The organism is Mangrovivirga halotolerans, assembly GCF_026241165.1.
Lineage (GTDB): Bacteria > Bacteroidota > Bacteroidia > Cytophagales > Cyclobacteriaceae > Mangrovivirga > Mangrovivirga halotolerans.
On the sequence record NZ_JAPFQN010000002.1, the window covers coordinates 338,690 to 354,263 of the forward strand.

Below are 15,574 nucleotides of genomic sequence, written 5' to 3' on the forward strand. Positions count from 1 at the left end.
CTAAATCCCTATGCTGATTGAAAAAATCTGCAATAGAAATCTATTGCCTGGTGTGAAATTATATTCTATTGTAAAAATCATCGAATTGGTTTTCGATCCCCAGCCACCATAGTCTCCTGCGCTTAATTCAAAACTATTTTCCAATTCAACACTAATCTTTACCTATGAATATCTTTACAAAACCAATCAATTTATGCTTTTGGTATTGGAAGACATTTAGCTCAAGCAAATGGGTATACCTGTTTCTTTTGTTGTTTGCACTTCCATTAACCATCTTTTCACAAGCACAAAAAGCGCCGGCAGAACCTGTCATTTGCCCGGCCAAATTCGAGGATATGTTCACCAGGGTCAACATTCCCGATTCTAAAAACCTTTTAAACCAGCGCATATTAAAACAAAATGCTACTGCCGAATTCCAAATCACGTTTGGTCCCGGAGCGGAGGCAAATCCGGAAGCAAAGGCTGCATTTCAATATGCGCTGGATATCTGGGCCACACAAATTGTATCTTCTGTGCCCATTAAAATATATGTTGATTTTGCTGATCTAGGACCAGGTGTCCTTGCTTCCGCCGGACCAGCTTATAATGTATTTAACTTCCCCGGAGCGCCAGAAGAAGACGTTCTATACCCGGCAGCGTTAGCAAACTCACTTGCGGGTGAAGTACTCTTTCCAGATGAGGAATATGACCTCATAGTTAACCTGGGAAATGGCATACCATGGTATTTCGGCTTAGATGGAAATACCCCTGCCGGACTATTTGATTTTGTCACAGTTGCCTTGCACGAAGCCGGTCACGGTCTTGGTTTTACTACTGTTCGCGGTTATAATGCGGGTGTTGGAACCTTACGTTCCGGTGGAAGACCATCAGTATTCGGAATATTTATTGTCGATGGAGACGGTAATTTATTGATAAATTTCCCCGATCCTTCTGAAGAATTAGGCGATGCCTTCACCGGTGGTGATATATTTATGGACGGCACCTTCGCCAGAGCAGCATTAGGCGGAGAAAGACCCGAATTATATGCCCCATCAAACTTTCAGGGAGGATCGAGTATTGCTCATTGGGATGAAGCTGCTTTTCCGGCAGGAAATCCAAATTCATTAATGACTCCGCAAGTAGGATCCGCCGAATCAAATTTTGATATAGGAGATATCACCAGGGGTCTATTTAAAGATATGGGCTGGGTAATAAATGATGACAATGCCCCTCCCGTTGTTGTGAGTCCTGCTACATTCGATGAAGAACTATTTACAAATAATATTATAACTAAACAGCTCGAATTATCTAATATTTCCGATTCACTTATTACTGTTGATATTACACCTTTTCCCGGATCGGTATTAATATCTAACCTATCACAGCAATCAATAACAATCGCCTCAGGTGAAACTGATTCGATCACTTTTGATATCAATGCAACGGGAATTGCTAAAGGAACATACTCGGATACGTTACTAATAGAGGTAGCAGATTTTAATAGTACAATTTCTGTCCCGGTCAATGTGCGGGTGATTGATGGATCCGAAGCGCCGGAGATATCTGTTAACCCCAATTCGTTTTCAGTGGAATTGGAGCAATTCCAGCAGGCCACCCGTGATTTGACAATAAGTAATTCAGGTGATGATGATCTTATCTATAAAATTGAAATAGAAAATGATTCCTTGACTTCATTTAATCAGCTGGTTGAGCAAACAGATGCAACTATCAGAACTAATGGTTTACAAAAATTCAAAGTAAACCGACCAGACACAGATAATTTATCTTCTGCAATTATTGGTGAACATACTACCCAGAGCAAAGTAGTTACTTCCTTGTATGCCACAGGATTCGAATCTTTTTCCACAGGAGATATTAATGGTCAGAATGGCTGGCTAAGCCAATACGCTGGTAACTGGACCATTTCCAACGAAAACCCGAAAGACAGTTCCCTGCATTTCAGAGGTGTTTCAGATGGACTGGGAGGAACCAGAACTGGTAATATTCTGGCTATATCCCCTACCATCACTCCGTTAGCAGAACCCTTTATGACAGCTTCCGCTGATATAAACATTCAAGGGTCTGGGGTAACCTGGGAGTTTATTCCTCAATCGCCTACGGAAGGATCTGTAGTTACAAGGATCCGCTTTAATCCTGACGGAACAATTGATGCCCTGACTGAATCGAATTTCACTCGTCTTGATGCAATGGTTCCTGAAGGATATTTCAACTTAAAACTAGTTGTCGACAAGGATGACTCCTCCTTCTCTGTATTTATAGATGGTGAATTGATTTTCAGCGGACAGGGATTTGCATCAATTATTGAGCAGGTTATCTTTTTGTCAGCAATGGAGACAACAGGCTCAACTTTTGATGTTGATAACCTTGAGGTCACCGATGGAGATCCGGATGCATTCTTCTTAAGTGTTGTTCCAAGTTCAGGTGTCGTTCCGTTCGGTGAGTCCGAAACACTGACTGTTAAATTCGATGCAAGAGTTCTTTCCTCTGGAACTTATAATGCTACCATTAATGTATGGAGCAATGACTCTACTAATTCACCTATTTCGGTTCCTGTTGAATTAACCGTTGTTGCACCTCCACAAATCAGTGTTTTTCCAGATAACCTAAGTGCAGCTGTAGATGTAACAACCGACGATCCACCAACTGCAGTAGAGTCTTTTACTATTACTAATTCAGGGGAATCATCACTACAGTTTAATATTAATACAGGAAACACTTCATTCAATCCTCCTTCCTCAAATGCCCGAAAGGCTGCAATAGACCTTGCTAATTACGGTCTAGGGAATATAAAGGAATATTCAGAGAATTCTGTCTTTACTAAAGGGACGATGCGTACAATTAAGTCGTCCTCAGGTCAGCCCTTAAACAGTTCATTTACCGATTCAATTTATTATGATTCAGGAATAGGGTTTCCGGATAATTTCTCAGGATTACAAACATCACCCTACACGACAGCAATGAAATTTGATGTAGAAAGTAATTTTACTCTGACTGCCATTAGGAATGGATTTAGAACAGAATCAGTTTCAGATCCTGTAATCATTCTTGAAATTTATGCAGGCGGTAATGATCCAACTGAAGGCGAATTACTTCTTTCCCAAACCGTAGAACAAGGAAGTGAAGAAGGAATTGTCATCGTGGAAACGCTGGAAGAGTCGATAGATTTTGAAGCAGGAGATACGTTCTGGGTAGTTCACAAATACCCTGAAGGCATTGAATTTCCACAGGGAGTAGATGACAATGCTACGCAGCGTCCAGACACGTATTTCTTTAGTGGAGACGGAGGTGAAACTTATAATCCTTCCGGGTTTGTATTCTTTGTTCGAGCCCTTAGTGGAAGTACTTCAGAAGGATATATTGCAGTTGAGCCAAGTACAGGTAATATTGCTCCCGGAGACTCACTGATAGTTACAGCAACTTTTGATGGTTCATCATTGGCAAATGGAACTTATAACACTCCACTAAATGTCACCAGTAATGATCCGATTAATTCATCGGTCGTGGTAAATACTCAGTTTTCCGTTAGTGGCCAGGTTTCAAATATTGAATTTTCAGAAGAGTATATTCTTTTCAATGATGTATTTAAAGGTGCTGAAAGAACTCGAACATTCACCATATCAAATACTGGTTTGGCTCTGATAAACATTTCAGGCATTTCATCAGATAATCCTGATTTTACTGTTGATATATCTGAAGCCCAACTACCAGCTGGAGAATCGATTGAGGTTTCAGTAACGTTTGCACCTTCTTCACTGGGAAGTATTAACGGGTTGATTACCATAGAAAGTGATGCTGCTAATAACACTTCATTTGATTTGGTAGTCAATGGCGTTGGAGTTGATCCACCAATCGCATTGTTCGATCCGGAAACAATTACAGAAACTACTGATGCCGGTACTACAGTAGAAACATCTGTTTCGCTTAAAAATGAAGGCAACTCACCTTTAATATTTTCATTCCCTGATCTTGCTATAAAAGCGGCTTTAAATGATCCGACATTAGATCTTTCAAATGCTGAACTTCTGGCTTTTGAAAATTTCAATCCTCAAACTGCCGAAAAAACCACCCTTGATACCCGAGTTGGTAGTCCGGTAGAAAAAAGTATAGGAGTTGATAATGGATTCGGCTATTCATGGATAGACAGTGATGAAGATGGCGGACCCATCTATAATTTTACAGATATCACTACGTCAGGAACAGAAGTAACAGCTGCTTTAGGAGGTGATGGATCAACTGAGGTAGCCTTGTCTTTTCCTTTCGAATATTATGGAGAGGAACAAAACTCTGTATTCATTAATGCCAATGGCTTTTTAGCATTTAGCGAACCTGCAAGCCCAACCTGGTTAAATACGCAAATACCAGTTGACGATAATGTGAATAATGTAATTGCCGGATTCTGGAGTGACCTTGAACCACAAGAGTTTGATGGTGCTGTTCATTTCCAGGACTTCGGAGATCACTTTATCGTACAATGGACCCAGGCAACTGAATTTCTTGGAGAGGCAGAAGAATATGTAACATTTCAGATTGTCTTATATAATGATGGAAACATTGATGTATTCTATGATGATGTTTCTTCAGCTTCATTCCTTAATACAGCGACAGTAGGAATCGAAAATGCTGATGGATCCGATGGAGCCCAAGTGGCATTTAATACAAATTATGTAAAAGATGGTTTAGCATTGAGGTTTGTAAAACCTGATCTCATTCTGACACCATTTATATCAAATGTATCACCATTGAGTGGTGTTGTTCCAGCTGGTGGATCCAGGCAAATAGATGTTACTCTTGATGCCACTGAACTAAATGACGGGGTATATTACGACGAACTTTTCCTTTCCAGCAATGCTCCTTCAGAAGAAAACAATACGGCATTATTTGAACTAACCGTAATAGGATTCCCGGAAATATCGTTGCAACCAGACAGCCTGAATTTTGATTCCCTGTTTGTTGGTCTAAGCAGTGACGCTTCTTTCCTTATTACAAATACAGGAAGTAAAACGTTGGACATTTCTTCTATATCCAATGCAAATAATGACTTCATAAGTGATGAATCAGGTCCGATATCACTGGCTCCTGATGAATCAAGAATTGTCAATGTTACATTCATTCCATCTTCGTTTGAATTAATAGAAGATGAGATCATAATTCAAAGTAATGATGCATTTGGTAACCCAACTTCTACAGTGTATGTATCCGGTATTGGAGTTGACCCGCCAGTAATTGGACTGGATCCTGACTCCATAGCTGTATCTGTTTATAAAACGGACTCAGTAACCTCCACTGTAAGTGTTTCAAACAATGGTAATTATCCTTTAACGTATTTTCTTTCCACACCGGCATTCGGTAAAGCAGGAAATAATCTTACAACAGAAGGATATGAAAAGCTGGAATACGAAAAAATTCTAAGTAAAGAATCGGAAGACAATCGAGTTGGCCCGGCCTTCTTAAATGCCAGTGGCGGACCTGGAACGTTTGGATATACCTGGGTAGATAATAATAGCGGCGGACCTTCATATGAATACATAGATATTTCATCTATGGGGACTCTTGCCGATGTAGGTGGAGATGGAGACATTACAGTTCCACTTCCATTCAACTTTAATTTCTTTGGAAATGATCAAAGTGAGGTCACAATCGGAGCTAATGGATTCCTGACCTTTGCCCCAATTGTTGGTAATAATTTCACTAACCAACAAATACCTGACGAATCAAATCCGAATTATTTCATTGCACCACTTTGGGATGATCTGGAGCCACAAAACGGAACAGGAGTATTTTATTATGGTACATCAGAGTACTTTATAGTTCAGTATGAGGAAGTACCAGGATTTGGCTTTCCGCCATTTCTCCCTGAACCTGCACCGGTAAGTTTTCAGGTTATATTATTTCCTGATGGTTCTTTCAAGTTTCAATACAAAAATGTTGAATCCACCATTAGCACGAGTAGTACTGTTGGTATAGAAGGACCAATGGGCATGTCAGGGCTTCAGGTTATCTTTAATACAGAATACCTGACCAATGAGCTTGCAATATCCTTTACACCGCCAGTTGGTGGAACCGTTCAGCCAGGAGAAGCTGATGATGTGGCAGTAACTTTCTATTCTGATGAGCTGGAAGCGGATTCTACCTATTTTGGAGATATCGTTGTGCGAAGCAATGACCCGATTACACCACAAGCATCAATACCAGTTGCATTAACCGTCTTACCGATTCCTGAAGTAATCGCGTTTACTTTAATTAACGCTGATATACAGGAAGAAATCGGCCCATTATCTGATGGTGATGTAATCAATCTCGACAACTATCGTAAAAATAAATTTAGTATCGTTGCTGAGGTTGATGGCAAAAACATAGGTAGTGTAGTCTTTGATTTCAATGAAGAGCAAGGCTTCCAAACTGAGAACTTCGCACCGTATAGTTTAAATGGAGACTTTAGTGGTGGTAACAAGTTTTATCCAGTTGAATTGCCTTTAGGGATCAACACGGTAACTGCCACACCTTTTACCAAAAGAAATGGTAATGGTTTCCAAGGAATCCCTCTTTCAATAAATTTTGAAGTCATTAATAATAATTCTTCCGAATGCTATGGTGAATCTGTTCTTTCATATAATCCCGGAAACAGGAAAAATGGCAGAGCACTACCAGAGTCCAGATCCAATCCTGAACAAGCACTTGGCGAACCACAAGAAAATGATAATTTCAACTTCGTTTCATTAGGTTTTGGTGGTTCGATTGAGATAGCCTTAGGATGCGAGGTATTGGATCGCGAAGGAGATGATCTCCTCATTGTTGAAACTTCCTTCAGGGATGGTAGTTCATCCTGCCTATCCTATCCGGAAAAAGCTAAAATTGAAGCTTCGGAAAATGGTATTGATTGGTTTGTGGTCTCAGAAGAAATTTGTCGGGACGGATCAATTGATCTTGCCGATGGTGGACTTGAAAAAGCAAGTTACCTCCGAATTACTGACATTTCAGATCCTGCTGACTTCAGAGGTGGTAATGCAGATGGCTATGACCTCGATGGTATCATAGTGATCAACAAGCTTTCTGCAGAAGCTCAAAAAGAACTTATGGTCTCGGTTAATGAAACTGAAAACCTTGTTACCAACGAGCAAGATGTAGATATCAAAGTATATCCGGTTCCGGCTGATAACTTTATAAAGGTTAATTTTAAAGGGATGGGTGAAAGGTATTATACTGAAATCTATAATCTGAATGGTGAAAGTGTTCTGAACTCAAATCTTGGAAATGTATCCGGCGTTCGAGAAAATCAATTTAATGTAGAAACTCTCAGACCGGGAATTTACATTATGAGATTAATTTCTGAATCCGGAATGATTATCACTCAGAAAAAAATAATAAAACAGTAATTATTGATTTTCAATTTAAATTAAAAAAAGGCTGGCGATCCTCTCGCCAGCCTTTTACATAAAAATATTTTTTCACTATTCACCTTCAGTAATAGCGGCCACAGAAACAGGAACCAGTCCATGAGCTTCTTTATGTACATTTCTAACAGCTTCGGCATTTGGAGCTTCAGATAAACACATTACTGTTCCCGATGATTCATCTACCCAGTAATTAATGAAGTTCACATCATAATCACTTTGAACTGCGAGGTCTTTTTCATGAGCCTCAGCCACATCCTCAGCGGTCACTCCATCTTCACCAAGTTCATGAACGTCAAGATATAAGGTCTTGTCACCTGTATAATCTGCAGCAATTCCTTCAGAAACCTTATGAACCTTTTGAGGAGACAGGCCATGTGCTGAATTATGAATATCAACAATATCTGATTCTTTATGGGCTTTAGAAAGACAATAAATCTTCCCTTGTTCTTCATCAACCCAGTATTTCACAAAATTGACATCCAGAGAATCCTGAATTGCCAGGTCTTTCTCGTGAGCTTCTGCTACAGCTTCTGCTGTTACATTCCCTGCTCCAAGATCATGTACATCAATATACATCGCCCGGGTATCTGCATCTTCCATAGATACTTCAGTCGTATCTTCCATTTTATCTACTTCTTGGTCTTCCTGAGATGTTTTTTCCTGATTGTTACATGCCCAAAACATCAGGCACAAACAAAATAATGGTATGGTTTTCATATGCTTGTGGTATGGTTAAGAATCTTTAACAACTACATAAGTTACTGATAATGAGAGTCATTTCAAAAATAAAGAATCAAATTCAATTGCAATAGACCAATAAAAAAACCGGAATCAGATTTCCGGTGCTTTAAAAATTTGAATTTTTAAAAGGTCTTAAGGAGACGTGCTTGATTTATTTTTATTTGATTTTTGTTTAAATGTAAGCTTTGCAACCGTTCCTTTTTTCTTTCTGTAATTATATATAATTATTTCATTTGGAGAAATTTGTTCAGAAAGAGTCGGTATGTTAATAGTTCCTGCTTCTTTACAGTTAAAAAGAACTTCAGCCTTCATATTACCTTGAGAATCTATCTCTGTAAGCGTTGCATTCCATTTTTTCCAGCCATATAAAGTGACATAAGTATCATCTTTATCCCTGTTTAAATTCTTTTCATTCTCATTGTAAAGAATGTATAAACGATCTTCAATTGCAGCAACACTATACGAGGAATAGGTTAATCCACTTTGTTTTTTTTCTATAAGTTTTGACCAGGCCACGGTTCCATCAGAATTTAAACTTACCACCAGTATATCGTTAAAATGATAAGTTGTTCTGGTTGAATAGCCTCCATTTCCATTGCTTACTGTATAGGTACTTGAATAATATTTTTCGGCTACTAAAATTACGCCTCCATCATCTTTCAGTATCATTTTATCAATATCGAAGCTTTCTAATTCTTCATCTTTCCCCTTCTCTTCTTTCCGCTCAAGTTTTCTCTTTTCCCTATCCGAAGCACCCTCAGATAACAATTCTGTACTAAAATCCTGAAAAGAACTGATATCAGTTTCCTTGGTTTTTGAGTTTATCCTCAGATAATATGCACCTTTTATATTTCTTGAACCCTCATTAGAGTAAAAACCAGAACAAATGATATTCATAGCTTTATCAGTTCTTATTTGCATGTCATTCAGGAAGTGATCTTCAACCTCAATTTGATTATCATCCATTACTTTGCCTCTCTGATAAAAACTGATTATCCGGTAATGATAATTCGCATCACCTTTTCTCCTGGTTTTCACCTGCCCCAGAAGGTCTTTTTCTTTATAAAGCCGGCCAAGCACATGAGCATTCCCATCATTATCTACCAGTAAATCCTTGACGTAAAACATCTTTTCATTGTAAGGTAGAGTAACTTCCTCATGCCAAAGCTCGTTTAGATTGGTATCAAAAACGTGCATTCCAAAAGCATCATTTTCCTTATTTTTCCTGGGAAGCTTATAATACACGAACAATTTTGAGCTATCTTTTGAAAGGATATAATTAAAGAAACCTTCTTTCCAACTAAACCCCTCTTGCTTAATCACAGACAACTTCTTATAAGACTTGTCAGTCAGTAGTGTATTTTTATCTATTTGCTGTGCAGCCAGAGTTAAATTTCTGGTTGCAGGATCTTCAAAACTTGACAATAAAATCAGTTTGTCATCTAATTGAACTATACCTTCATAATCTGCCCTTTCACCATTGACATTCGGCTCGATTTGAGCTTGCTTTTTAAGTTTTAGCCCATGGTCATACCTGGCTAACTGATACCTGTATCTACCCCTTAAAACAATATCAGAACTGTTATAAATGGGTGTATTAGATTTAAGAATAAAAAGGTCTTTTTGATCTTTGCCAACGACATTTTTGACCATTATCCCTTTTCTAACTTTTTGAGTATTCCCCCATTTAATTTCTGCAAAATCAGATTTGTTCTGTGCAAATGAATTATAAAATACTATCAGGAATGTGATAGATAAGAATTTCCATTTCATGATATTAAAAAATAATTGAGTTTAAGTGATAAATTCCTGATTCTCTTCTTGGTATAAATACAAATCTAAAAATTAAATCTTAAAGTACAATTAACTAAAAATTGAATTTAAAACAACCAACGCCAAAATTTAACATAAAATACCAGACTATTTAAATTGTACTTATAGAATATTTTTTATAATTTAAATAACAGTATTGCAATAATTAAACAATACTTACGCACTAATCCCTCGATCTTCGATAATACTAATTATTAACCACCAACAAAACTACTAATCATGAATGCGAAGAAAATCCTACCCATGTTTATGGTCGTTATGACTATAAATTTAGCATTTGCTCAACAACCACCGGAGGCTCCGGTCAAAAACCACACACACAAATATCACGGTGATAAACTGGAAGACCCATATCATTATATGGAAAAATCTGATAAGCCTGAATTTGTGGAATGGCTTAAAGCTCAAAACACCTATGCAAGAAATGTATTAAACTCTATTTCAGGCAGAAATGAATTACAAAGTAAATTAATGGAACTTGAAAACAGGCAAAAAGCCAGACTTTCCTATGTCAACATCACTGAAAATGACAAATATTTTTATGTAAAAAGAACGAAAGATGAAGAGATCGGCAAATTGTACTTGCGAGACAATATATCCGGTTCCGAACAGCTACTATTTGATCCTCAAACATACCAATCTGCTGAAAACAAGAACTATGTTATAACAGGAGTTTACCCAAGTGATAATGCAGAAAAAGTAGCATTCGAGGTTGCACCAAACGGATCTGAAAATGCGCACCTTCTTATTATGGATGTTGAATCCAAAAATATTCATCCTGAACTTATTGACAGGGTATGGTTTTCTACAGTCTCCTGGCTCCCTGATGCAAAGCATTTTCTGTATAACCGGCTTAATTCCGCAGATCTCAATGATCAGGAAAGGGAATTGAATAGTAAAAGCTTTTTACATGAAGTTGGAACTGATCCAAACAAGGATAAAGAAATTCTTTCTACAAAAAACAATCCGGATCTGGGCATTAAAGCTGAAGAGTTCCCCCTGGTATTTTATGATAAGTACTCTGATAAAGTATATGGTTTAACCGTTACGGTAGACAAATATATCACGATGTATATGGCTGATGCTGAAGATTTAAATGAGGATAACATTAGTTGGCAGAAGGTGTTTGAAAAAGAAAATGAAGTAATGGATTTCGAAACTGATGATGAATACCTCTATTTCATGACTTCAAAAGAGGCTCCTAATTACAAAGTAATGAGAATTCCTGTGGAAAAACCACAAATAGAGTTAGCTGAAACAGTTATCCCGGAACACAAAAATGAAGTGTTAAAAGATTTTGATCTTTCCAAAAAAGGAATTTTCTATACTACCCGTAGAAACGGAGTACAATCAAAATTATATCACCTGACTGAGGCAAATAGCACACCAAAGCATATTGACCTTCCTTTTATTGCCGGAAATGTGAATATCATGACCAAAGGGCATAAATACGATGATATCTGGGTCAGACTTAACGGATGGACATCTGATTACCGAAGGTTCAAATACAACCCTGATGAAAACTCTTTTAAAGTTGAAGAGTTAACCGATAGACCGGATTATCCTGAATTTGCAAATTTAGTAGTAGAAGAGGTTATGGTACCTTCTCATGATGGTACGATGGTGCCACTTTCTTTAATTTATAAGAAAGGCCTGGAAAGAAATGGTGAAAACCCGGTACTAATGCTTGGTTATGGATCTTATGGAGCATCTATAAACCCGTTTTTTAATCCGAAAGCATTAATGTGGACTGCTGAAGGAGGAATATTTGCAATATCTCATGTCCGTGGAGGTGGAGAGCTAGGTGAAAAATGGCACCGGGCAGGCTATAAGTCTACCAAGCCAAATACCTGGAAAGACTTCATCGCCTGCGCAGAGTATTTGCACTCAGAAAACTATTCGTCTCCACAAAAAACAGCCATTTTTGGAGGAAGTGTCGGAGGAATATTGATAGGAAGAGCTATGACTGAGCGACCTGACCTTTTTGCAGCGGCAGTTCCAGTTGTGGGCTGTATGAATCCTGTAAGAATGGAAAACTCACCTAACGGACCAGTAAACACTCCTGAATTTGGCACCACGGAAAACCTGGAAGAATATAAGGCTTTATTGGAAATGGATGCTTATCATCATTTAGAAGATGGACGGGCATATCCTGCAACACTTGTTACTGCCGGGTATAATGACCCAAGAGTAGCTGTATGGCAACCAGCAAAGTTTGCAGCTAAATTACAGTCATATAACTCATCAAATAATCCGATATTATTTACTGTGGATTTTGAAGGAGGCCATGGAGTTGGGGATACTAAAAGTCAGGAAATCAGAGAAATGACAGACATTCTTAGTTTCAGTTTATGGCAAACGGGCAATCCTGCATACACAGCAAATATGATTAATATGCGAGATCGATAATTCAGAAAAACAGATAAAATTAAAAACCCGGCACTTGCCGGGTTTTTTTACTAGCTGGTTAATATTATCTTAAGCTTCATCAACTGCCTTTGCAGCCCTTATACCAGACCTTAGAGCTCCTTCCATTGTACTTCTTAAAATGGTCGTATGCTCTCCGGCAAAATGAATTCTGCCTTCCGGCTTTTGAAGATCTGCCAAATATTTAGATACATCCCCGGGTCCTGGCCATGAAGGGCCTCCCAATGAATATGGATCGTAAGTCCAGTCTTTCACTGCACCTCCTTCATAATGATCTTTTAATCCGGGGTGAACTGCATTTAGTGTATTTAAGGCATGTGTTAATATTTCTTTTTTATCCTTTTTGCCCCATTTTACAGATTCATCACCATCCATATAGGCTTCCATAATGCATCTGTCTTTGGCCTCAAATGATTTGTAAGTCGGATGGGTATAAACAAAAGTTGATTTATCTGTGAAGGCCATACTACCCACTCCTTCAGTTTTCCAATATGCGCCATCTACTTGTGCATATCCTCGGGTTACCTTCAGGTAAGGCATATTTTGAATAGCGTTTTTCTTTCCTTCTGACAAACCGGGTTCGAAACTCACGTTTTTCATGACGTTACATGGCAATGTACAAATTACATGATGACCTTTAAAAGACATCGAATTGTCATGTCTCATTCCATCAACAGTTACTCCGTCATTATTATAAGATATTTTTTTTACCTCAACACCATATTGAATTTTATCACTGAGTTCTTCAGCCATTTTTCTTGGCAGATTATCATTACCTCCATTTATTATGAAAGGAGCTCCTTGCATAAATAAACCAAAATCTGATTTTGCTACAGCAAGCATGGATGTCTTTTCAGGAGCAGTCGCATAATATTGTGTCGTTTTTAACAGATCGATAGCTCCTTTACTAGCTCCTTGCTTCTTGAGATATTGTTCTACAGATATTTTATCAAGAGCGATAACCTCCGGATTACTCCAGTTACTTGGATCATTAATGTCAGGAGGTAGTGTGTCAATAATATATTTTTTCACCAGTCCCATAGCACCCAATTCAGCCTCATCTGATCTAATATCAAATGGTAGCACTTCAAGGTTATCACTGGATACCATTCGTTTACCAGCAAGGTAATAGGCAGTTCCTCCTACTGGAAATTGCACAGGTTCTTTTTTTAATCCCAATTCAGAAATTAGTTTGTTTGCAGTGGTGTAAGCCTCTGAAAACATATATCCACCTGCTTCTGCGTTTAAGCCATCTGCAAAAGGTTGTCTGAGTGTTTTAACTCTACCTCCGGAAACAGACCTGGCTTCTAATACTGTTACATCATGACCCGCTTTGTGTAATTCTCGTGCAGCTGCTAAACCGGACAATCCGGCACCTATAACGATAATTTTCTTGGGTGATGTGGTTCTTCCCTTTATGGATGATTCTGCTTCTAAATTAAAGGGGACCATTGAAAATGTGGTAAATGCTGTAATTCCGGAAGACAGTTTTATTAGAAAATTCCTCCTGGAATTGCTATTTGACTGATAAAATGACATTGACAGATATTTTTTGGTTTAAAATTTCCTCATTTATGAGATTCAGTGTGGCTTTAGTTTTAAAATACAAAATAATTACTATATAGTGCAAATTTCACTAAAGGATAAGTATCACTAATTTTCTCAGAAATGATTTATTTTCAGTAACCGGAAATATTTTTACCAAGAACTAAGTCTCTCTTTCCTTCCATAATTCCATCTCCGTTAGCATCAGTTAATTGCAAGATACCATCAGACCCACATCTTGGCTTGTCATTATTTTTTATTTCGTCAGTTAGATAAGGATCATCAGAAAAAAAGTATGATCCTACCCAATAATACTTCCCGTTTGGTTCCAGTATTATTGGATGAATATGAGCCGGGGTTTTACGATCTGGATAATGCCCTGGTTTTAAAGTATAAAATTCATAGTAACCTTCTTCATTAGTTTTTACCCAACCCCGAATATAGCCATGTCTTTTTTCCCAGCCTTCAGAATCAGGTGTTGGCTCATAAATTCCATCCTGGTTGGTGTGGTACAAATACATTACCACATCATTTGCCGGTGTTACACCATCTGGTTCATAAATAGTACCGGAAATCTTGATTTTGGTTCCATCATCTTCAAAATCAGGAAGGGTATCTGTTGCATTTAATTTTCGATCATTAAATTCAAAAACAGCTTCGCATCCTTCGCAGTTGCCAATGAGGGTCCTTGTACCATAGTTATCATTGGATTCCTGGCCTGAACAAGAAAGAATTGAAATACTTAACAACCCAAGAGTTAGAATACGATACATTTTTATTGCTATTTTAAAAGATTGAAGCATTAAATCCGGGGATAATTTGAAATGGAATTTCTTATTTATATAACGCAATCATTTATTTTCAGGATGTTAAAATGAGTTAAGATCAAAAATCTTCATTTAACAATAAAGCAAAATACCCGGCATAAACCGGGTATCTCATAATTTATTTATTATTGAAGCTTAAATGTAATGGGAAGCTTATATTTGGCATTGACCGGATCTCCATTTTTCATACCGGCTTGCCACTTCGGCATTTCACTAATGACTCTTTTAGCCTCTTCCCTCAATGCTTCATTTTCAGGTCCACTTTCTATTTCAGGATTAACTATATTTCCATCTTTATCGATTATAAAAGAAACGACCATAGTTCCTTCGACATTATCTCTTCTCGCAGAAGAAGGATAGCTGATATTTTTTGCGATCCATTTATCCATTTCTTCCTCTCCTCCAATATAGGAAGGTTTAACATCCATCACATTATGAATAATCATTCCATCTTCATTGGTGTAATAATCAGAACCATCATTTTTCATCATTTGAGGATCTCCAACATTTGCTACGGATCCATCTGCATCCGCCCCTTCCATCGGATCAACATCTTCTTCTGTATGTGGTTCAGAAAGAGGCTCCTCAGTCATCGGGGGATCCGGCATTGTTTCCATTGGAACATCTTCATTAATCATGTCATCCGATTCTTCATCAGACGAATCACTGCTTCCGCAACTGATAGCAAAAAATGCCACCAGAATTAAGGTCATTATATTTTTAGTCATAAGTGTGTAGTTATTTGGTTAAATAAAAGTTAAATAATTTACTCCTATATGACAATAATTTAATTTCTTAATTGAAATT

At 37.8% G+C, this 15,574-nt stretch carries 7 protein-coding genes; 2 read left to right on the forward strand and 5 right to left on the reverse strand.

The annotated features are described in order from the left end of the window. Nucleotides 1-164 precede the first annotated feature (164 nt). A complete protein-coding gene (locus tag OO013_RS02610) occupies nucleotides 165-7,373 on the forward strand; it encodes an NIDO-like domain-containing protein (RefSeq protein WP_266055051.1) in 7,209 nt (2,402 codons plus the stop codon). Between the two features lie 75 nt (nucleotides 7,374-7,448). On the opposite strand, the gene OO013_RS02615 is transcribed toward OO013_RS02610, so the two are convergent. Continuing rightward, on the reverse strand, nucleotides 7,449-8,111 hold the full coding sequence (locus OO013_RS02615) for a DUF4242 domain-containing protein (RefSeq protein WP_266055053.1): 663 nt from the start codon (nucleotides 8,109-8,111) through the stop codon (nucleotides 7,449-7,451). Nucleotides 8,112-8,267: 156 nt separating this feature from the next. Continuing rightward, nucleotides 8,268-9,908, reverse strand: a complete 1,641-nt coding sequence (locus OO013_RS02620; RefSeq protein WP_266055055.1) for a hypothetical protein — start codon at nucleotides 9,906-9,908, stop codon at nucleotides 8,268-8,270. 279 nt (nucleotides 9,909-10,187) lie between these two features. Here OO013_RS02620 and OO013_RS02625 point away from each other — a divergent pair, with 279 nt between their 5' ends. After that, nucleotides 10,188-12,377 carry a prolyl oligopeptidase family serine peptidase gene (locus OO013_RS02625; RefSeq protein WP_266055056.1) on the forward strand — a complete coding sequence of 730 codons (2,190 nt, stop codon included), beginning with the start codon at nucleotides 10,188-10,190 and terminating at the stop codon, nucleotides 12,375-12,377. Between the two features lie 69 nt (nucleotides 12,378-12,446). On the opposite strand, the gene OO013_RS02630 is transcribed toward OO013_RS02625, so the two are convergent. The 3 genes from OO013_RS02630 to OO013_RS02640 all read right to left on the reverse strand — a co-directional run bounded on the left by OO013_RS02630 (nucleotide 12,447) and on the right by OO013_RS02640 (nucleotide 15,495). After that, nucleotides 12,447-13,934 (reverse strand): flavin monoamine oxidase family protein, encoded by a 1,488-nt coding sequence (locus tag OO013_RS02630; RefSeq protein WP_266055057.1) that lies wholly within the window; start codon nucleotides 13,932-13,934, stop codon nucleotides 12,447-12,449. A gap of 140 nt (nucleotides 13,935-14,074) precedes the next feature. Next, a complete protein-coding gene (locus OO013_RS02635) occupies nucleotides 14,075-14,713 on the reverse strand; it encodes a dioxygenase family protein (RefSeq protein ID WP_266055058.1) in 639 nt (212 codons plus the stop codon). A gap of 179 nt (nucleotides 14,714-14,892) precedes the next feature. Next, nucleotides 14,893-15,495: a TonB family protein gene (locus OO013_RS02640; RefSeq protein WP_266055059.1), complete on the reverse strand. Its 603-nt coding sequence runs from the start codon at nucleotides 15,493-15,495 to the stop codon at nucleotides 14,893-14,895. Nucleotides 15,496-15,574: the final 79 nt, after the last annotated feature.

What these genes read in the sequence shown, in the direction of transcription:
- OO013_RS02635 (WP_266055058.1), bottom strand. Translation starts at nt 14,713, where the DNA reads ATGTATCGTATTCTAACTCTTGGGTTGTTAAGTATTTCAATTCTTTCT.
- OO013_RS02625 (WP_266055056.1), top strand. Translation starts at nt 10,188, where the DNA reads ATGAATGCGAAGAAAATCCTACCCATGTTTATGGTCGTTATGACTATA.
- OO013_RS02630 (WP_266055057.1), bottom strand. Translation starts at nt 13,934, where the DNA reads ATGTCATTTTATCAGTCAAATAGCAATTCCAGGAGGAATTTTCTAATA.
- OO013_RS02620 (WP_266055055.1), bottom strand. Translation starts at nt 9,908, where the DNA reads ATGAAATGGAAATTCTTATCTATCACATTCCTGATAGTATTTTATAAT.
- OO013_RS02615 (WP_266055053.1), bottom strand. Translation starts at nt 8,111, where the DNA reads ATGAAAACCATACCATTATTTTGTTTGTGCCTGATGTTTTGGGCATGT.
- OO013_RS02610 (WP_266055051.1), top strand. Translation starts at nt 165, where the DNA reads ATGAATATCTTTACAAAACCAATCAATTTATGCTTTTGGTATTGGAAG.
- OO013_RS02640 (WP_266055059.1), bottom strand. Translation starts at nt 15,495, where the DNA reads ATGACTAAAAATATAATGACCTTAATTCTGGTGGCATTTTTTGCTATC.